Consider the following 19,046-nt stretch of genomic DNA (forward strand, 5'->3'; position numbering starts at 1 on the left):
GAGGGAATTTTCTATGTGTCGCCCATCTGACTCTTTTTAATAGCGCTAATAGCTCTAATAGCGTTAATAGCGGGGAATGGTGGGGTCAACGGCAATCGCATAGGCTTCGATTCCACCCGTTAGATTTTTGACATTCTGAAAGCCCTGCGACAGCAGCCAGCCGCACATCTGCGCCGACCGCATCCCGTGGTGACACATAACGATGGTTTCTGCCTCCGGATCTAAGCGGCTGTGGATATCGGTTGACCATTCGCCATACTGACTCAGCGGCAGGTTGATGAAGCCGTCTACCTGGGCGATCGCCAGTTCCTCCGGTTCGCGCACGTCCACCAGTTGCAGCCGCGCTCCCTGCGCCAGCCGTTCGGCAAGTTCCGTTGGGTGGATATGAGGCAGTTGAGACATCGAGTGCATCGTAGGATAAAGCAGTTTTGCAAAGGGGAATGACTGCATGATCCCACAAACACCGACCGACTCGCCGCTAGACAACCTGCACATTCGCCCTGCCACTGAGGCCGACGTACCTGGCATCTTGACAATCTATAACGACGCGATCCTGCACACGACTGCGGTTTACGACTACGAGCCACATACGCTGGAAATGCGTCAGTCCTGGTTTGCCGCCCGCCAAACAGAGGGCTATCCCATTCTCGTTGCCGTTAATGCCGCAGCCGCATCAGCCGCAACCGATGATGCCGCAACCGATGATGCCGCAACCGATGATGCCGAGATTCTGGGCTACGCTGCCCTCGGTCCCTTCCGCGCCTGGGCCGCCTATCGCTACACCGCCGAAAGCTCAGTCTACGTCGCAGCCCCTGCCCGCGGTCTCGGCATTGGTCAGCGCCTCCTTGCGCCCCTCATCGAAGCGGCCAAAGCTCGCAGTCTGCACACCCTAATTGCGGGAATTGATGCCGACAACGCCGCCAGCCTGCGCCTGCACCAGCGCTTTGGCTATGCAGAAGTCGGGCATCTGCGACAGGTGGGCTACAAGTTCGATCGCTGGCTAGATTTGAAGTTTTTGCAGTTGTTGCTATGACTGGCGCTTCAACCCGGCATCACTTCAGCACAGTATCACTGCAACCCGGTGTCACTTACCCGGCATCACTTCAGCACGGCATCACTCTACCGCGCCCAGCATCCGCAGGGTGGCCCGCTGTGCGTCGGTGAGTCCTGTGACTTGGGCGATCGCCATTCCTTCGTAGGGTCGCGGCACGCGCAGCACCCAGGAAGCTTCGGGTTGCCGCAGGTGCGAGGCTGGCGGACAAGCGCTTAAGGACGTGCCTTCCCCGCAACACCCCTGATCCTCAAATCCCAACTCCCAGAGGCGGATTGTTTCATCCTGCCCGCAGCTTGCCAGGGTGTTGCCATCGGGGCTGTAGGCCAGGAAGCGCACCCAGCGGTGGTGTCCGTGGAGCGTGTGCAGGCAGGTGGCAGCACCAGAATCCCAGAGCTTGAGGGTGGTGTCGGTGCTGCAACTGGCGAAGTGGTTGCCGCTGGGGTGAAAGGCGATCGCCAGCACGGGCCCCCGGTGCGCCTTGAGGGTGGCAACACAGACTCCATCCTGCACACGCCAGAGCTTGATCACGCCGTCGGCGCTGCCGCTCGCCAGGAGTTGTCCATCGGGGCTGAGGGCGATCGCCCGAATCCAGCTCGTGTGCCCCGTTAGCGTTTGCAAACAGCTTCCATTCTCTACATGCCACAGGCGCAGGGTCTGATCCTGGCTGCCGCTGGCCAGCAGGCGACCGTCGACACTCAGCGCCAGACACCATACGCCGCCCTCGTGGACAGCCAGCGTGCGACGACACAACCCTATTGGGGCATCCCAGAGCTTGATTGTGCCGTCAAGACTGCCGCTAAGCAGCGTTTCCCCAGTGGGGCTGTACAGCACCGAAATCACTGCGTCGCGGTGTCCCTCCAGGGTTTGCAGCAGGCGTTGCGTCTGAACATTCCACACCTTGATGCTGTGGTCTTCGCTGCCGCTGGCTAGGAGGGGCTGCTTTGGGTGAAACGCCACCGACCAAATCCAGCGCGTGTGGCCCTGCAAGCTGCCGAGGAGTTGTCCCGACTGCCGATCCCACAACCGCAGGGTGCGATCTTGGCTGCCGCTGGCAAGAATGCGCCCATCAGGAGAAAACGCCACCGACCACACGCCGTTGCTGTAGCCCTGGAGCGTCCGCAAACACAGACCCCGCCCGTCCCACAGGCGCACAGACTGGTCTTCGCTGCCGCTGGCGAGAATGCCGCTGTCTGGACTGAAGGCGATCGCCGCAATCCAGCTTCGATGCCCAGTCAGCACACGCCGACAATCGCCCTGACGATAGTCCCATAGGCGCAGACTGCCGTCATCGCTGCCGCTGGCGAGGGTGCGCCCATCGGGGCTAAAGGCGATCGCCCGCACGGGTTGCCGAGAGCCTTGCAGGGGGGGGTGCGTGGTCGGGATTACAGCCCTCGAAGATCCGGCCGATTCCACCGTCCACAAGCACACCGTGCCGTCGTCATTGCCGCTGGCAAGGGTGTGGCCGTCGGGTGAAAACGCCACTGACCAGACCCAGGGTAGCGCCCCTGTTGCAGGGGGATCTGGATGCTTCAGGGTGGCAAGGCACGCACCGCTGCTGACATTCCACAGGCGCACCGTTCCGTCGTAGCTGGCGCTGGCCAGCAGAAAGGCAGAAGATTTGGATACACACTTCGCGGTCGGCCCCTGCCGCAGCGGGGCAGGCGAAAAGGCAACGGAGCGAACTTCATGGGTATGGCCCGCCAGAGAATGCAGCAGGGTTCCCGATCGCACATTCCAGACGCGCACCCAGTGGTCTTCGCTGCCCGTCGCCAGGTATTGTCCATCCGGCGAAAACGCCACCGAAAAGACGCGATCGCTATATCCGGGCAGCGTTTTCAGGCAGGCCCCGGTTTGCAAATCCCACAGGTGAACGCTGCGGTTGGCGCTGCTAGCGAGGGTGCGTCCGTCCGGCGAAAACGCCACCGACCAGACCCAGCCTTCATCAACCCGCAAGCTGAGCAGTTGTTTCCCATCTGACACTTGCCAGAGGTGGATTTCGTGGTTTATATCGCCCGTGGCCAGCAGCTTGCCATCGGGACTGAAGGCGATCGCCAAAATTTGGCTAAAGGTTTCGGTAAAGCCCGATCGCACCAGATTCGCCCCGGTGAAATTCACCCGATGCAGATTCACACCGCGCAGATACGCATTCCACACGGCGAGTTCCGAAAAGTCCCAACCCGTCAGGTCTGTACCCAGTTGCACTAACAGGTTCAGCAGGGTTCCTGCCGTATAGCCAGACCGAGCTTGAGACGTGCAGCGGAGGTGCTGGAGGTGCGATCGCACTCGTTCTTCTAGCTGGGTCTGGGTCTGGTTTTCCAGCAGGCGCTTTGCCAGGGGCGCAAGGATCATGCGAGTCTGCGTTTCGCGGATGTAATCCTTTGCCTGGGGCTGGAGGACTGCGTGGGTATGCAGCAGGTTGCTTGAAATCACAGAAGGGCCACTCGCACATTCAGCTTGAGCAGCACCAACGTGACCAATCTCCTGCTGAAGCCGTTCAATAAGTTGTTCCGTCACATACTCCATCACGGCAGGCTGGAGCGTGAACCTTGCCTGCGATTTTTCAGTGAGACGGGGTGCGGTTTTCTCAATCAAACAGCGCCGCTCCAGGGAACAAATCGCCTCCAGCAGCGCCCCCAGCGCCACAGGCGGCACCAGCCACGATCGCAGGTTGGAGAGGGTTACAGGCTTGCGGGCGATCGCCAGCCAGTCCATCACCTGTTGCTCCAGCAGCGAGAGGCGGTTTACCTGCTGCGCCAATAGATCGCGGATATCGCCAAAGACCGAGGTTCCTGTTTCCAGACAGTCCAGAAAGTCTGTAAGTTGCCCGTCGAAGAGATCCTGAATCACCGAGGCAACCATTTGCAGCGCCAGAGGATTGCCCGCATAGTGGCTTACCAGCGTTTGCCATTCGGCATCCGTGCCGCTAAATTCGCCCTTCAGCGCAAAGAGTTCCTGCCCAATGTTTGGCGGCAAGCCCGACAGCCGCAGCGAGCGAATCGGGAGATGCGACCCTTCACGCACCGCCAGGTTTCCCGGCTTTTCGCGGCTGGTGAGGAGGACGGTACTCTGGTGTTCTGCTTCGCCCAGGGCTTGCAGGAGTTGACCATAGCCCTCGTAGCCAGGTAAGTAGCCGCCGCCGCGATCGCCCTGGCGCATCACCGTTTCGCCGTTATCCAGAACGATCAGACAGCGGTGCTGCCGCAAATAGTCCAGCAGGCGACGGATGCGCCCATCCAGCGAGTCGGGCAGGTCGGCATCCCGGCGATGGGAGAGAACCTGAATGAGATCTGCCAGCAGTTCCAGGACAGGCGGCGCATTGCGGAGCGATCGCCAGAGGGTGAACTGAAACGGTGCATCGCATCTGCCCGGTTCAGCGGTTTGCCGCTCCGATAGCCGTTTTGCCAGCTTGACGGACAGCGTGGTTTTGCCGATGCCCCCCATGCCCAAAATCAGGATCAGCCGACAGCGATCGCCCAAAATCCAGTCTGCGACCTGCTGCAACTCGGCATCGCGACCATAGAAGGCAGGCAGATCGACCGCATCGCCCCAGTCGGCCACGGGCGCAGGGAGGGAAGCAGCCGCGGGAACGGGAGGGGCGATCGCCACGCGGGTTTCGGGCAAGGTGGCGACCGGAGCAGACAACAGCAGAGCAGAATTTCTCAGCAGCGTCTCTCGATTTGCGCTGGGTTCGGCACGCTGCTCCAGCACAGCCGGCGGCTCTGAAATTATGGGTTCTAAAGCAACGGGTTCTAATCGCTCTGGGTCTGAACCCGTGGCTTTGACCCGTGGAGCCTGCCGCTTCAGCACGACCTGCAAATTGTGCTTGGTGACCTTTTCCTGGAACGTATCCGACAGCAGTTGCCAGAGTTGGGAACCCGTCTGTTTCACATAGCCCAACTCATAGCCATAGCGACGAGCAATTTCTAGATAAGATTGCTCCTCCCATGCCTGACAAAATACCGCACGTTGCAGCTTGCTGAGGCGATTGTCCCGCAGGGCGAACTCAACTATGGCTAGGGCTTCTTCGGAGTTCATAACTGTTTACAAAAAAGACTCAAACAGGACTTACCTTGCGATAAGTTTTCTGGGTTTTGGACGCTTGCTTGCGGGCTGCGCGCGAGAGAAAGCGTCCAACTGCGTAAGTCCTATCGAAATTGCCCGCTATCAGGGCGATCGCGCTCATTGCTCCCCATTGCGGCTCCCCACTGCGGCTCCCCACTGCGTATCAGCGATGCTAACGGTTTGGGCGATCGCCCTTTGTAGCCCAAGGCACATTCTGTTTGACTCAGATCGAACCTTTTGCGAACCTTTCCCACACCTTTTAGAACCCCGTTTCCGGCGCGGCTTTGATAGGCTTTGGTCTAACTTCTAATCGCCCCAGTCAGGACGGCTTCAGGGTTTTTCGAGCCGCCGCAATCTGGGGATTCAGAGTTTCAAGAGTTTCGAGATTTTTGAGATTGGGATTTCACCGCAGAGGTTTCGTCACCAGGTTTTGTCGCTAAGGGAGCTAGCACTGTGAGCAAAGAGATGGGCAGGAAACGAATTTTGAACGTGTCTCGTCGGCAGGTGATTCGAGGGCTGCTGGCCACCAGCGCTTTTGGTCTCACGGCGAAGTTGGGAACAGCGTGCAGTCCTTCTGGCACAGGCGGAACAGATGCCGCCGCCGAAGGAGGCGCATCAGGCAGCGGCGACCCGCTCACCATCGGCTTTATCTACGTCGGGCCGAAGGACGACTACGGCTACAACCAGGCCCACGCCGAGGGCGCAGCGGGCATGGCAGCCAAGTTCAACTGGGTGAAGCTGGTGGAAGAGGCAAACGTGCCCGAAACCACCGCCGTTGCCGAATCCATGCGGAGCATGATCGACATCGACGGCGCAAAAGCCATCTTCCCCACCTCGTTCGGCTACTTTGACCCGCACATCCTGAAGCTGGCGGAAGAATATCCCGATGTCCAATTTTTCCACGCGGGCGGACTGTACCAGGAAGGCAAAACGCCAAAAAATATTGGCAGCTACTTTGGCTATATCGACGAGGCGCAATACGTTGCGGGCATCGTCGCAGCCCTCACGTCCAAGAGCGGCAAGCTGGGCTTTGTGGCCGCGAAACCAATCCCCCAGGTGCTTCGCAACGTCAACAGCTATACCCTTGGCGCTCGCAGCGTCCGCCCCGATGCCACAACTCAGGTTCTCTTCACCGGAAACTGGGCGGAGCCGATCAAAGAGGCAGAAGCCACCAACAGCATGGTGGATCAGGGCATTGATGTTGTCACCTGCCATGTGGACAGTCCGAAGGTGGTGATGGAAACAGCGGAACGGCGCGGCATTTTTTGCACAGGCTATCATGCCAACCAAGCGGCCCTGGCTCCTAAGGGCTACCTCACCGGAGCCGAGTGGGACTGGACGAATATCTACTCCAAAATTGCCGAAGACATCTACGCGGGCAAGTCGCTGCAAGACGGCACAATTGACCACATCCTGCGCGGCGGCTTGCAGGACGGCTTCTGTAAGGTATCGGACTACGGCCCGGCAGTCAGCGCCGAAGCCAAGGCCGCTGCGGACGCAGCCAAAGCCACGCTGATGGACGGCAGCCTCGTCATCTATTCCGGCGAAGTGAAGGACAACAAGGGCGGTGTGGTGGTCGGGGCGAACGAAAAGCTGGAGCAAAAAGATCCCAAGCTGGAGCAGATGGATTATCTGGTAGAAGGCGTAATCGGGTCGGTGGGAGGCTAGAGAACAATGGCGCTTTCACAAACCTGGCGCAGGACGCTGGAATCTCTCTGTCTGTCGTTTGGGGCCATTCTGGCCGGAATCTTGCTGTTTGGAATTTTTTGTGCGCTGGTGGGAACGAACCCCTTCGCGGTGTATGCCTCGATCTGGAAGGCTGCCTTTGGCAAGTGGAGCACCTTCCAAAATACGCTGGTGCGGGCGGCTCCGCTGATGCTGTCGGCCCTGTGTACGGCGCTGCCCGCCCGACTGGGGCTGGTGATCATTGGCAACGAAGGCGCACTGGTGGTTGGTGGACTGGCAGCCGTTTCGATGGGTCTCGCTATGGGAACGGCTTTCCCTCCTTTGATGGTGCAGATCGCAATGGCGATCGCCGGGATGGTGATGGGTGGCATCTGGATCGGCGCGGCGGGATGGCTGCGGCACTATCGCGGCGTGAATGAGACAATTAGCAGCCTGCTGTTGAACTACGTGGCGATCGCCCTGCTGAATCACCTCGTTGGCGGCCCCATGCGCGATCCCAGTTCGCTCAATAAGCCATCGACCTTCCCGCTGGCGGAGATTAATATGCTGGGCGACATTCCTGGCACGCGGGTTCACTGGGGCTTGCTGTATGGGCTGATCGCCTGCGTCATCGCCTATTTCCTGATGCAGCGCACCACCTTTGGCTTCGCCGCCCGCACCGCTGGTGGCAACATCCGCGCCGCCAAAATTGCGGGGCTACCCGTTGGCAGGCTGACGGTGATGATCTGCTTTCTGGCAGGTTCCTGCGCGGGTTTGGCGGGCATGGTGGAGGTGGCCGCTGTGCAGGGTTCTGCCAATGAATCGCTGAATGTTGGCTACGGCTACGGTGGCATCCTCGTCGCCTTTGCCGCCCGCCACAACCCCCTCGCCGCTGTGCTGATCTCCCTGCTCGTCGGCGGCATCCTCGCCAGCGGCGGCATCCTCCAGCGGGCCCACGGACTGCCCGATGCCACCGTGCTGATCTTCCAGGGACTCGTCTTCTTGATGGTGCTCTATAGCGACTCGCTCTACGGCAAGTTCGGCCTCTTCAAAGAAAAGCCCATCGTTATCGAACCCCCCGCGCCGCCGCCGCCGAGTCCGGGGCAGGAACCAGTTATGACGGTGTGATGAGGAAGGATGAAGGCAGAAGGATGAGGCATGAATGGGTGCTTTATTGAGCAAAGTAGGTTCATCTCTGTATCACTCTAACGTTCCTTATTCGTTCCTACCATTCGTCTTCCAAGCATCTCTTCCTTGATTTCACAAGGTCATTTCACCCACTAGAAATCTCTGATTCATCCCTCATCATTACCCCTATGTCAGAACCCTCACAAGCAATTGGCTGGCTTGGTGTTCCCCTAGCAATCATTGCGGGAACCATGCGCGGCGGCACACCCTTTCTGTTCGTTAGCCTGGGCGAGTGCCTGACGGAAAAGAGCGGCAAAATCAACCTGGGTCTGGAAGGGACGCTGCTGACGGGCGCGATGGCTGCCTATGCGATTTCTTATCTTACCGGGTCGCCGTGGCTGGGTGTAATTGCGGCGGGTATCGCCGGAGCCGCCCTCGGCGCAATTCACGGCTGGCTATCGCAGCAGTTTCGCGTCAATGATGTGGCGGTGGGCATCGCCATGATTATTTTTGGCAGCGGTGTGGCGTTCTTTTTTGGCAAGCCTTTTATTCAGCCCAAGGCTCCCCAACTGCCGACGATTGACCTGGGTAACTGGAGCCAGGTTCCCGCCCTGCAAGCCGCGCTGCAAATCAGTCCGCTGTTTTTAATAGGGCTGGCGATCGCCCCTCTGATGGCCTGGTTTTTCCGTTCCACCCGCTGGGGACTCTTCGTCCGCGCCGTAGGCGACAGCCCCGAAGCCGCTCGTGCAATGGGCGTGTCGATTTTCAAAGTGCGGATGCTCAGCGTCATTGCCGGAAGTTTCCTAGCGGGCATCGGCGGCGCGGCCCTGTCGCTGTATTATCCCGGCCTATGGACAGAGCGTATCTCCAGTGGTCAGGGATTGATGGCAGTGGCGCTAGTCATCTTTGCCCGCTGGAACCCGATTATGTGCCTCTGGGCATCGCTGCTTTTCGGCGGCGCACAGGCCCTCGGCCCCGCCCTGCAATCCGTTGGCATTAAGGAAGGCTATTACTTGTTCAACGCTGCGCCCTACGTGCTGACGCTGCTGATCATGATTTTTACCTGCTCGCCCAAGCGCACGCTCAACGGCGTTCCCGGTGCGCTTGGAACCGATAGCTGATTCAGGAGGTTGATGATGGGACGATTTGTAGAGGCCGATCCCTATCCCTACCCATTTAACGGCGAACTGCATCCCGGCAATACGGCTGTGCTGGTAATTGATATGCAGATCGACTTTTGTGGCCCAGGCGGCTATGTAGACAAGATGGGCTATGACCTGTCGCTGACTCGTGCGCCGATCGAGCCAATTCAGTCCGTGCTGGCGGCCGCACGGGCGCAGGGCTATCACGTCATGCACACCCGCGAGGGACATCGCCCTGACCTGTCGGATTTGCCAGAAAACAAACAGTGGCGATCGCGCCAAATTGGGGCAGGCATTGGCGATCCGGGGCCCTGCGGCAAGATTCTGGTGCGCGGCGAACCCGGCTGGGAAATCATCCCCGAACTGGCCCCACTACCTGGCGAAGTGGTAATCGACAAACCCGGCAAGGGTTCCTTCTACGCAACCGATCTAGATCTTGTGCTACAGCGCAATCGTATTCAAAATATCATCCTTGTCGGAGTCACCACTGATGTCTGTGTGCATACCACCATGCGGGATGCAAACGATCGCGGCTATGAGTGTCTGCTTCTCTCGGACTGTACTGCTGCAACGGATTATGGCAATCATCTGGCCGCCCTCAAGATGATCAAAATGCAGGGCGGCGTGTTCGGCGCAGTATCCGATTCACGTTCCTTCATCGAGGCGATCGCTCCATAACGTCTGAATCATCAGCAGATTCATCAGTAGATTCATTGGTAGATTCATTAATCAATACATTTGCTCTGCATATCGCATCTCAAACAGCCCTATCTTCGACCTTGGTTAACCTCTAACTCCATCACCCCTCATGACTTCCATCGCCACAACCAGCCCAACCCTCCAAGTCGAGCGTCCACCCGATCTCCAGGTCACAGGCATGTCCAAGCACTTTGGCACACTCATCGCGCTGGATAACGTATCGCTGCACCTAAAACCTGGCAGCTTTCACGCGCTGCTGGGCGAAAACGGCGCGGGCAAAAGCACCCTGGTCAAGTGCATCATGGGCTTTTATTCCCCCACCTCTGGGGCCGTGCTGATCGACAGCAACCCGGTAAAAATCGCCAATCCCCGCGATGCACACCACTACGGCATCGGCATGGTGTATCAGCATTTCACCTCCGTTCCTGCCATGACGGTCGCCGAAAACCTGGTTCTGTCTCGCTACGAAAGCAAGGCGCTAATCAACTGGAAGGATGAACTAGAGGAGCTTCAAGCCTTTATGGATGCTTCGCCCTTCCGCGTGCCGATTGACGTGCCGATCGCCCAACTTGCCGCCGGACAAAAACAAAAACTGGAAATTCTCAAGCAGCTTTACCTGAAGAGCCGCATCCTGATTCTAGATGAGCCGACTTCGGTGCTGACCCCTGCCGAGGCGGACGAAGTCCTGGGTCTGCTGCGCGAACAGGTCACCGATGGCAAGCTGAGCGTGCTGATGATTTCGCACAAATTCCGTGAGGTGATGGCCTTTACCGACGAGATTACAGTCCTACGCAAGGGCAAGTTTGCAGGCAGCGGCCTGGTGAAGGATCTGACCGTGCCAGAGATGGCAGAAATGATGATGGGCGAGAAAAAAGAGCCAACACCTGTTAACAAAGTTGACGACTTGGAAAAAGTCTCTGTGCTGGAAGTGCGGGATCTGCACGCCAACAAAGACAACGGCGTAGAGGCCGTTTCAGGCATAAACTTAACCGTTCATAGCGGCGAGATCGTCGGCATTGCAGGCATTTCGGGGAACGGTCAGCGGGAACTAGTAGAAGTGCTGGCAGGACAGCGCGAACCCACGTCTGGCAAGATTTGGGTCAACGGTGAACCCTACAGCGCGACCCGTGCTGAAATGTTCAAACACAAGGTTTTTGCCTTGCCGGAGGAACCTCTAAAGAACGCCTGCGTTCCACATATGAGCGTCGCGGAAAACATGGCTCTGCGAACGTTCGATCGCCCACCCCAGGCAAAAGGAATCATGCTGATCTTGAACGCGATTAGGAACATGGCAGTGGGGCTGATTCACCAGTTTTCCGTCAAAACGCCATCACCCGAAACGCCCGTCGGCAATCTCTCTGGCGGAAACGTGCAGCGTGTGGTTTTGGCACGAGAATTGTCTGCCGATCACATCAAGCTGCTAATTGCGGCAAACCCCTGCTTTGGTCTGGATTTTAACGCGGTGGACTTCATCCACACTCAGATCGTAGATGCCCGAAACCGTGGCGTGGCGGTGCTGCTGGTCAGTGAGGATCTGGATGAACTGCTGAAATTGAGCGATCGCCTCATCGTCATCAGCGGCGGCAAGTTTGTATACGACAGTCCAACGAGTGAAGCAGACTTTGGGGCGATCGGCACCAGCATGGCCGGCCATTAGCCACGCATCCAAAATTCAAAACCCAAAACCGACCTGCCGGAGAACACCAGTCATGGATCTAACCATCACAGCGCTTCCTTACGAATACACCCTGCCAGACGACCTGAGCAAACTGGCACTGGTCATCATCGACATGCAGCGTGACTTTATGGAACCAGGCGGCTTTGGCGATGCGCTAGGTAATGACGTAACGCGACTCCAGGCAATCGTTCCAGCGCTGAAGGAACTGCTGGCAGCGTTTCGGACACTGGGTTTGCCTGTAATCCACACGATCGAGTGCCATCAGCCCGATCTATCCGACTGCCCGCCTGCCAAGCTCAATCGGGGCAAAGGCTCACTGAAAATTGGCGACGAGGGCCCGATGGGGCGAATTCTCGTGCTGGGGGAACCGGGAAACGGCATTATTCCCGATTTGGCTCCGCTGCCGGGTGAAATCGTCATCTCTAAGCCAGGAAAAGGCGCATTTTACGCGACACCGCTGGGCGCAATTTTGGCAGAGCGCGGCATCACCCACTTATTGATGACGGGCGTGACCACTGAGGTGTGCGTGCAGACGACGATGCGCGAAGCCAACGATCGCGGCTATGAATGCCTGATGGTGGAAGATTGCACCGAGAGCTATTTTCCAGAATTTAAGCAGGCGACTCTGGAAATGGTGCGGGCGCAGGGCGGCATCGTCGGCTGGACGGCTCCCTCAGCAAACGTGCTGGACACATTCGCCGCATTCCGAGCGTCAGAGGCTTCTCCTGTCTGAGCTACCGCTTCACCCTAAATCGGGCAGAGAACCTCTGCATGGCCGCCTGTGAATTCAGCCCCGCAGGCGGTTTTTCTTTTCGGCTGGCGCGTCGGTTCGCACGTCGGTTCGCACGTCGGTTCGCAGACCCGCTTGCTGCCTAAAATTCAGCGCTGAGCGGCGTTCGGGGGAAGGGGATGACATCGCGGATATTTTGCATTCCCGTCATGAATTGCACCAGACGCTCGAACCCAAGCCCAAAGCCCGCATGGGGCACCGTGCCAAACCGTCGTAGATCGAGATACCACCAGAGATCTTCGATGGGCATTCCTAAGTCTTGAATGCGTTTTTCCAAGACATCCAGGCGTTCCTCGCGCTGTGATCCACCGATGATTTCTCCAATACGTGGCGCAAGCACATCCATTGCGCGAACCGTTTTCTCATCGTCGTTCAGCCGCATGTAAAAAGCCTTGATCTCGACTGGATAATCTGTGACGATCAGCGGTTTCTTAAACAATTCCTCTGCTAGGTAACGCTCATGTTCCGATTGCAAGTCCAGTCCCCAGGAAACAGGGTACTCAAAGGTGCGATCGCTCTTTTCCAGAAGGGCGATCGCCTCTGTGTAGGTGATCCGTGCAAACTCGCTGTTAATAATATTCTCGGCCGTTTCCAGCACTGTGTTTTCAATGCGCTCATTAAAGAACGCCATATCTTCTGGGCATGTCTCTAGCACATGCTTGAACACGGACTTCAGGAAGGACTCGGCCAGTTCCATATTGCCCAGCAAATCGCAAAACGCCATCTCTGGCTCAATCATCCAGAACTCCGCCAAATGGCGTGACGTGTTGGAATTTTCGGCGCGAAACGTGGGGCCAAAAGTATAGACATTGGAAAACGCCATCGCCATGATTTCCGCCTCTAGCTGGCCGGAGACAGTGAGATAGGCGCGTTTGCCAAAGAAATCTTGCCCAAAATCAACCTCGCCTTCTTTCGTCTTGGGCGGATTTTTCAAATCCAGATTCGTGACGGTGAATAACTCTCCCGCGCCCTCACAGTCGCTCGCGGTGATAATCGGCGTATGCACCCAGAGAAACCCCCGCTCTTGGAAAAAATGATGCACCGCCTGAGCAGCAGCGTTGCGGACGCGGAAAACTGCGCCGAGAGTATTGGTGCGCGATCGCAGGTGGGCAATCGTCCGCAAAAACTCAAACGAGTGCCGCTTCTTTTGCAGCGGGTAGGTTTCCGGGTCTGCCTCGCCGTAGACCGTAACCGATTCCGCCCGCAGCTCAATCCGCTGCCCCTTGGCAGGCGACTCCACCAGCACACCGGAAATTTCCACCGCTGCACCCGTGTTGATGCGGGCGATCGCCTCGGCATATCCCGGCATGTCTTGATTTGCCACCACTTGCAGCCCCGCCATCGAGGAGCCATCGTTCACCTCGATAAAGGTGAACTCCTTTTGTTCACGTTTCGTCCGCACCCAGCCGCGCACGCTCACGGCATCGTTGGGCTGGCCCTGGCGGAGGAGGTCAAGAATGCGGTTCGGCATATTTCAAAGATCAGGGGTCAGGAGATGGGAGTGAGAGCCGGAAAGCCCTTCATTAAAAATAGCGGGTTTGGGGCGATCGCTCCCACTCTTTCACCACGTTTATCGCCTAATCCCACCTTCCTAACCCAAAAAAGACCATTTGCTACAGAGCAGCAGCTTCGTAGCACTGCATAAAACTTGTGGGATTGCCCCTCTGACAATTGCAATCCCAACACCGACACTTCTGGGCGATCGCCCTTCATCTCCCAACACCTGCACCTTTGGGCGATCGCCCTCATCTGGCAGCACCGACATCTTTCGGCGATCGCCCCCCGGATACCTTTTGGGGCATTACACACTGGCCTGAGTCTGTCGCTACTCCACCTCTGCGGCTGACCCGAAAGCGGCTGGGAGTGTACGGCTTGACCCAGATCTCGAAGAACTGAACCTTCGCAATTTGGGGGGCGAATCGCTGACCCCACCGGAAGCTGACAGAACCAAGGCGCTGAGGGCTAACGGTGAAGTTGTGCGGCAGCAGATAATCTTGAACTCTCACCAATAACCTCTGTACCGTCCGCACCAACGCAGTGTTTGACAGCTGACGCCAACCTTAGACAAAACGTCGAGATAAGAACATTTGTTCACAACACTTGCAAGCATGCTACCATCCAAGTAGCATGGGTACCTAGTTTTAGTTTCGCTCCCGAAAGCATGGCTACTCAATACCTCTCTGTAAAAGAAACCTCTGAAATCTTAAACTGCTCGGAGCAATATGTGCGTCAGCTACTCAGGTATGGCGAGATCAGCGGGGAGAGGATTAGTAGTCGGTGGATTGTGGCATCAGAGTCTGTTCAGAACTACCGTATTAAAGGAGAAGATGTTAGCTTAAAAGTTCCTGATCATGGGCGACGCTCGTTCAGCAAACCTGAGCTAAAAGCCTTGAGTTTTTTTTCTGGTTGCATGGGTTTGGACTTGGGACTAGAAAAAGAAGGTATTCAGGTGCTACTTGCTTGTGAAATTGATGCAGCCGCTCGAAAAACAATTGAGATCAATCGACCCGATATGGCATTGATTGGGGATATTCGGGATTACTCAGCTACAGAAATTCGAGAAAAAGCAGGACTGAGTTCAACCGATGAGATTGATGTCATCGTTGGCGGACCACCGTGCCAAGCCTTTAGCAGTGCAGGAAAGCGCCAAGGATTTAATGATGAACGAGGCAATGTTTTCTTGACATTTATTGATTTAATTACTGAGCTTAAACCGAGATTTGCAGTCATTGAAAATGTTCGAGGATTATTATCTGCTCCGTTGAAGCATAGACCTCACGAAATGCGAGGAAAAAATTTCCCACCCTTGTCTCAGGATGAGCAAAGAGGTGGTGCCTTGCTGTTTATTACTCAACGGCTCAGAGAGGCTGGGTACAGTATTTCCTTTAACCTGTACAATGCTGCTAATTTTGGATCGCCACAACAACGGGAAAGAGTTGTCATTGCTTGTAGTCGTGATGGAGAAAAACTTCCCTACCTCACACCCACTCATTCAGAAAAGGGTCTATATGGGCTACCAACCTGGAAAAGTCTACGAGAAGCCTTAGAAGGTCTTCCCAAAGATGGACATCATTTTGTCAAGTTTCCTGAAAAACGGCTTAAGTATTACAGGTTGCTGAAACCCGGACAATACTGGCGGGATCTACCAGAAGAGCTACATCAAGAGGCACTAGGCGCTTCTTATCACGCAGGAGGGGGAAAAACAGGCTTTTATCGCAGGCTAGCGTGGGATAAACCTGCCCCTACCTTAGTCACTCATCCAGCGATGCCTGCAACGGATCTAGCCCATCCAGAAGAGGATAGACCCCTGAGTATTGAAGAATATAAGCGTATTCAAGAACTTCCAGATGATTGGATTATTGCAGGCACCTTACTCGATCAATATCGTCAAGTTGGTAATGCTGTACCTTGCTCTCTAGGAAGAGCGATCGCAAAGATGTTGCTATCTCATCTAAGGGGTGAACAGCCTATTGCCTATCCAGATTTTCCGTATTCTCGTTATCATAAAACCGATGATGTTAGTTGGATGAGTGATATGGGCTGTCTTGAAGATTCCTCGACAAAGCAACTATCTCTTAGCTTAGTTTGATGAATTCGATAAATCCTTCCAAGGATTGTCCACCTCAATGGCTAAGGCATCTGGATTGCCAATTAGAACTTGTTGAACAAAAGCAACAAAGTTTTCTTCTGAAAAGCGATTCGTATTGTACTTGTCGTTGAAATAAGACCATTGATACGAGCCTGTTCTGGCATCAACCCGATGCCATTTTTCAATGGGCTGATTAATTCTGACTCTAGAAGATGAACTATTTTCCGAGTTGCTACGGTTTTTGACCTGTAAAAGAGAACCGTCAACATTGCAAAAATCTACGTGCCGAACAGATTCTCCCCAACAACAATACCAACCATAGTCAGCGAGTTGCTCAGCCAAAAACTCCTCTAGCAGTAGTCCTTGAATATTTTCGGCAGACATCGATAGCCTATGGGCATATTTGATTTGCTCAAGATGTTCTGTTGTTAGTCCTGTCAATCGAGCCTTGATAATTATACTGACGATTGGATCGGCAACTGTGCTTGGGAGTTGTGAGATCCGTCTTGAAATTCGATTTTCATAGCTATCGTTATATTTCTTTAACCAAGCCTTGGCTAGCGCTTCTGGTGTATTGGCTTTTAGGGTTGGAGAAAGTCCTGGATTTCTGTAGCAGGCTGTGAGAATTGTTCGGTGCGCTTCAAGCAATCGCTGATCCTGTTGAGAGAACGCATCTTCAAAAATCTTTAAAAAGTCTTCTTCAGAACTTGAAGTGTTGATAATGCTATCGAAGTTAACAGACATCTAATATTTTTCCTCTGAACGTACAAATCATGTGCCAGAAATGTCCACGATTGTACGTCACAGTGATTTTCCTGGATTTACTCCTCAAAGCTTAAACGGTTGTCCTCGAACAAGCAAGGTCTCGGCTACTGCCTCAGCCGAGACTTAAAGCTGTCTAACGGTGAAGTGCAGCGGCGGCAGATAGGCTTGACTTAGCACCGGCAGCTTTCGCCCGTCCGCTGCCACGCAGTGTTAGCCTGCGCCACTACTACGACGCTACAGCAAACTCCGTATACTGTCTCATCTTAGGCTCATGGAATGCCAGTACAATATCCTCTTTGGGAACACCTTCACGAATTAAATCAGTCGCAATACCGTTTTCAGTCCAATCCTCTTCGATCCAGAATTTACCATCCCGAATCCGAACATAGACCGTCATCCCAGTAATACGTTCCCCATTCTGCCAACCAAGGTTCATCCAGATATAGTGGGCTTTAGCCTCATCTACAATCAAAAACGTTTCAATGTCTGGGTTAGGGTGACGTTTACTCAGCTCCACGTATTCAGTCAAAATGCGCTTAATTAACTTTGGATACTTCGTTAATTTATCCATTGCAAAATTTCCTCCGTTTCTATATCTACAACAATGACGGGAAGTCGATGTTTATTGAGAATGAGTTGAGTCACATCCTGAGCAAAAAAGGTATTGTATGCAACTTTGTTGACGGCAACGTACAACTTACGGTCTGGGGCTATTTCCTCTAAAAGATAGCGGTATATGTCATACTGACCGAGAGCCCTGGTTGCCTGACACAAGTCCCGAAAGCCCAGAAAATTCGTTGTCTTGGGATCGAAGCCCATAGCTCCTGAGTTGGAGCCGGAGGGCTTGGTCAGAGGAGCTTTTGGGCCAGCGTCCCCTACAAGAAATCAGGGGTTTCCAGAGATGTGTCAGGCAGTCAGGTTTTCAGCACTTTCACCTACAGCAATTGTACCCACCAGCTTTAAATTGATGCACATTTAGAGATCTTGTACACCTCAGCTTTATCTTGTCATCCCTAACTGTAGCCGTACTAGCAGTTTTGAGATGTAACCTTACCACGCTGTTTTCTTGCCTACTGTGTTCTGGCTACTAACGGGTATGCTTTTGGTTGTGGCCTTATTGTTGACTCAGCAGGCTAACGTTCCCAATCACCCGCCGCAGACAATCTCGGACTCCAACCGATAACTGATTGGCGGCCGGTGTGCATTGGGGTTGTTAGCACTGAGCGATCGCCCTCATCTGGCAGTACCGACATCTTTGGGCGATCGCCCCCCGGATACCTTTTGGGGCATTGCACACTGACCGAAGTCTATCGCTACTCCACCGTGCCTTTACCGTCAAGTATATACCCGCCAGTTCTAATCGCACACCGACCGAAGTCTATCGCTACTCCACCTCTGCGGCCGACCCGAAAGCGGCTGGGAGTGTGCAGCTTGACCCAGACCTCGAAGAACTGAACCTTCGCAATTTGGGGGGCGAATCGCTGACCCCCACCGGAAGCTGACAGAACCAGGGCGCTGAGGGCTAACAATATTATTAGACGGAAAGTTTCTGGATAACTGCCCATCTGGGGGTGTTATACGGAAACCGTCGGGCTAATTCCGGATGTTGGGGAATTAAACCGAAACTTGCCGTATAATATCCGCCCCAGGGCAATTAAACCGACATTTTCCGTATGTTTTCAGAATCACGGCAAAGACCGTGAGGAATTTATACCCGTACACTGAATCGGGGTGGACGGGGGGAAAGAGTCCGTTGGATGGGTGAGTGCAGAAGAGGGCTTTGGGGGTGTTTGGACGGGTTGAGTTTTGGAGTGGGGATTTTGGATTTTGGATTGAGGGGATGCCCTGCTAAAATCCAAAACCCAAAATCCTCCTTATCTGTTCTTACTCGTTTGCGCTAGGGTTGCTGCGGATTTCACGATGGAGGTAGCGCAGCACTTCGCCGGGGCGACCGTCGAGGACGATGCCGTGGGGCGGGAAATCCAGGGCGTGCGTCCACTCGAAGCGTTCGGCATAGCGCAGCAGGTGGAGCCGGTCAATCGCCATCTGTGCGTCTTCGGGCAGGCCGATGATGCAGTGGCGCAGGCGGCGACGGTGGGGCAGTTCGCAGGTGAGCGGGGGCAGCGAAAACTGGGTCGCCTCCGAGAGTGGAGACGACCAGGTATATTGAATTTTCAGCATTTGGGGTTTCCTCCAGGAAACGAGGTAGGGAAACCCCGAAAAGATGGCCGCCCAAACGACGCAAAGCAGGTTTCAAGGCGGCCATACAATAGGCAAAGCCCTGAGACAGCTCACTCTGTCCTGGGGTCAGGCGTTGGTAGGTGCGCCAACATCTACCAATGCCGTAAACGACGAACCGGCCAAATTTTCGGGGAGTGAAGCAAGCTGCGTCTTGGAAAAATTACAGCTTGATGGACGATTGTAGTGGATACCCCTGATCGGCGCAAGCAAAATTTTGCTACGGAGTGTGAAGG

General features: G+C 55.3%; 18 protein-coding genes. 10 read left to right on the plus strand and 8 right to left on the minus strand.

Annotation, left to right across the window (positions count from 1 at the left end):
* Nucleotides 1-63: 63 nt before the first annotated feature.
* Nucleotides 64-402 carry a rhodanese-like domain-containing protein gene (locus JTM80_RS17495; protein ID WP_225906670.1) on the minus strand — a complete coding sequence of 113 codons (339 nt, stop codon included), beginning with the start codon at nt 400-402 and terminating at the stop codon, nt 64-66.
* A 46-nt stretch (nt 403-448) separates the two neighbouring features.
* On the opposite strand from JTM80_RS17495, the gene JTM80_RS17500 reads away from it, so the two are divergent.
* Complete coding sequence (locus JTM80_RS17500; RefSeq protein ID WP_172355029.1) at nt 449-1,033, plus strand: GNAT family N-acetyltransferase; 585 nt, start codon at nt 449-451, stop codon at nt 1,031-1,033.
* 81 nt (nt 1,034-1,114) lie between these two features.
* On the opposite strand, the gene JTM80_RS17505 is transcribed toward JTM80_RS17500, so the two are convergent.
* On the minus strand, nt 1,115-5,089 hold the full coding sequence (locus JTM80_RS17505; RefSeq protein WP_172355031.1) for an AAA family ATPase: 3,975 nt from the start codon (nt 5,087-5,089) through the stop codon (nt 1,115-1,117).
* A gap of 492 nt (nt 5,090-5,581) precedes the next feature.
* Here JTM80_RS17505 and JTM80_RS17510 point away from each other — a divergent pair, with 492 nt between their 5' ends.
* The 6 genes from JTM80_RS17510 (at nt 5,582) to JTM80_RS17535 (ending at nt 12,161) form a co-directional block, all read left to right on the plus strand.
* Complete coding sequence (locus JTM80_RS17510) at nt 5,582-6,784, plus strand: BMP family ABC transporter substrate-binding protein (RefSeq protein ID WP_205369956.1); 1,203 nt, start codon at nt 5,582-5,584, stop codon at nt 6,782-6,784.
* A 6-nt stretch (nt 6,785-6,790) separates the two neighbouring features.
* Nucleotides 6,791-7,909 (plus strand): ABC transporter permease, encoded by a 1,119-nt coding sequence (locus JTM80_RS17515; protein ID WP_172355033.1) that lies wholly within the window; start codon nt 6,791-6,793, stop codon nt 7,907-7,909.
* Between the two features lie 188 nt (nt 7,910-8,097).
* The gene (locus JTM80_RS17520) at nt 8,098-9,030 is read left to right on the plus strand and encodes an ABC transporter permease (protein ID WP_172355035.1); all 933 of its coding nucleotides are present in this window, start codon (nt 8,098-8,100) and stop codon (nt 9,028-9,030) included.
* Nucleotides 9,031-9,045: 15 nt separating this feature from the next.
* The gene (locus JTM80_RS17525; RefSeq protein WP_172358867.1) at nt 9,046-9,729 is read left to right on the plus strand and encodes a cysteine hydrolase family protein; all 684 of its coding nucleotides are present in this window, start codon (nt 9,046-9,048) and stop codon (nt 9,727-9,729) included.
* Nucleotides 9,730-9,859: 130 nt separating this feature from the next.
* Nucleotides 9,860-11,407: an ABC transporter ATP-binding protein gene (locus JTM80_RS17530; RefSeq protein ID WP_172355037.1), complete on the plus strand. Its 1,548-nt coding sequence runs from the start codon at nt 9,860-9,862 to the stop codon at nt 11,405-11,407.
* 52 nt (nt 11,408-11,459) lie between these two features.
* Nucleotides 11,460-12,161: a cysteine hydrolase family protein gene (locus tag JTM80_RS17535; RefSeq protein WP_172355039.1), complete on the plus strand. Its 702-nt coding sequence runs from the start codon at nt 11,460-11,462 to the stop codon at nt 12,159-12,161.
* A gap of 54 nt (nt 12,162-12,215) precedes the next feature.
* Here the strand turns inward: JTM80_RS17535 and JTM80_RS23195 are convergent, their stop codons facing one another.
* Together JTM80_RS23195 and asnS are read right to left on the minus strand one after the other, a co-directional pair.
* On the minus strand, nt 12,216-12,344 hold the full coding sequence (locus JTM80_RS23195) for a hypothetical protein (RefSeq protein WP_255548802.1): 129 nt from the start codon (nt 12,342-12,344) through the stop codon (nt 12,216-12,218).
* Nucleotides 12,301-13,689 (minus strand): asparagine--tRNA ligase, encoded by a 1,389-nt coding sequence (gene asnS / locus JTM80_RS17540; protein ID WP_172355041.1) that lies wholly within the window; start codon nt 13,687-13,689, stop codon nt 12,301-12,303. Before asnS ends, JTM80_RS23195 begins: the two co-directional genes overlap by 44 nt.
* Before the next feature lie 177 nt (nt 13,690-13,866).
* Between asnS and JTM80_RS17545 the strand changes: the two genes are divergently transcribed.
* Both JTM80_RS17545 and JTM80_RS17550 read left to right on the plus strand, forming a co-directional pair.
* The gene (locus JTM80_RS17545) at nt 13,867-14,064 is read left to right on the plus strand and encodes a hypothetical protein (RefSeq protein ID WP_172355043.1); all 198 of its coding nucleotides are present in this window, start codon (nt 13,867-13,869) and stop codon (nt 14,062-14,064) included.
* Nucleotides 14,065-14,379: 315 nt separating this feature from the next.
* Nucleotides 14,380-15,807 carry a DNA cytosine methyltransferase gene (locus JTM80_RS17550; protein ID WP_205369957.1) on the plus strand — a complete coding sequence of 476 codons (1,428 nt, stop codon included), beginning with the start codon at nt 14,380-14,382 and terminating at the stop codon, nt 15,805-15,807.
* On the opposite strand, the gene JTM80_RS17555 is transcribed toward JTM80_RS17550, so the two are convergent.
* The 3 genes from JTM80_RS17555 to JTM80_RS23530 form a co-directional block, all read right to left on the minus strand.
* On the minus strand, nt 15,799-16,551 hold the full coding sequence (locus JTM80_RS17555; RefSeq protein WP_205369958.1) for a SinI family restriction endonuclease: 753 nt from the start codon (nt 16,549-16,551) through the stop codon (nt 15,799-15,801). The two genes, JTM80_RS17550 and JTM80_RS17555, sit on opposite strands and share 9 nt — an antisense overlap.
* 247 nt (nt 16,552-16,798) lie before the next feature.
* On the minus strand, nt 16,799-17,143 hold the full coding sequence (locus tag JTM80_RS17560) for a XisI protein (protein ID WP_172355049.1): 345 nt from the start codon (nt 17,141-17,143) through the stop codon (nt 16,799-16,801).
* Entirely contained in the window at nt 17,131-17,391 is a 261-nt protein-coding gene (locus JTM80_RS23530) for an element excision factor XisH family protein (protein ID WP_225906671.1), read from the minus strand. The genes JTM80_RS17560 and JTM80_RS23530 overlap by 13 nt, the downstream gene beginning before the upstream one ends.
* A gap of 470 nt (nt 17,392-17,861) precedes the next feature.
* On the opposite strand from JTM80_RS23530, the gene JTM80_RS17570 reads away from it, so the two are divergent.
* Complete coding sequence (locus tag JTM80_RS17570) at nt 17,862-18,074, plus strand: hypothetical protein (protein ID WP_172355051.1); 213 nt, start codon at nt 17,862-17,864, stop codon at nt 18,072-18,074.
* Nucleotides 18,075-18,456: 382 nt separating this feature from the next.
* Here the strand turns inward: JTM80_RS17570 and JTM80_RS17575 are convergent, their stop codons facing one another.
* Entirely contained in the window at nt 18,457-18,753 is a 297-nt protein-coding gene (locus JTM80_RS17575; protein WP_225906672.1) for a hypothetical protein, read from the minus strand.
* Between the last annotated feature and the right edge of the window lie 293 nt (nt 18,754-19,046).

Origin of the sequence: Thermoleptolyngbya sp. PKUAC-SCTB121 (genome assembly GCF_016919485.1) — a bacterium.
Lineage (GTDB): Bacteria > Cyanobacteriota > Cyanobacteriia > Elainellales > Elainellaceae > Thermoleptolyngbya > Thermoleptolyngbya sichuanensis.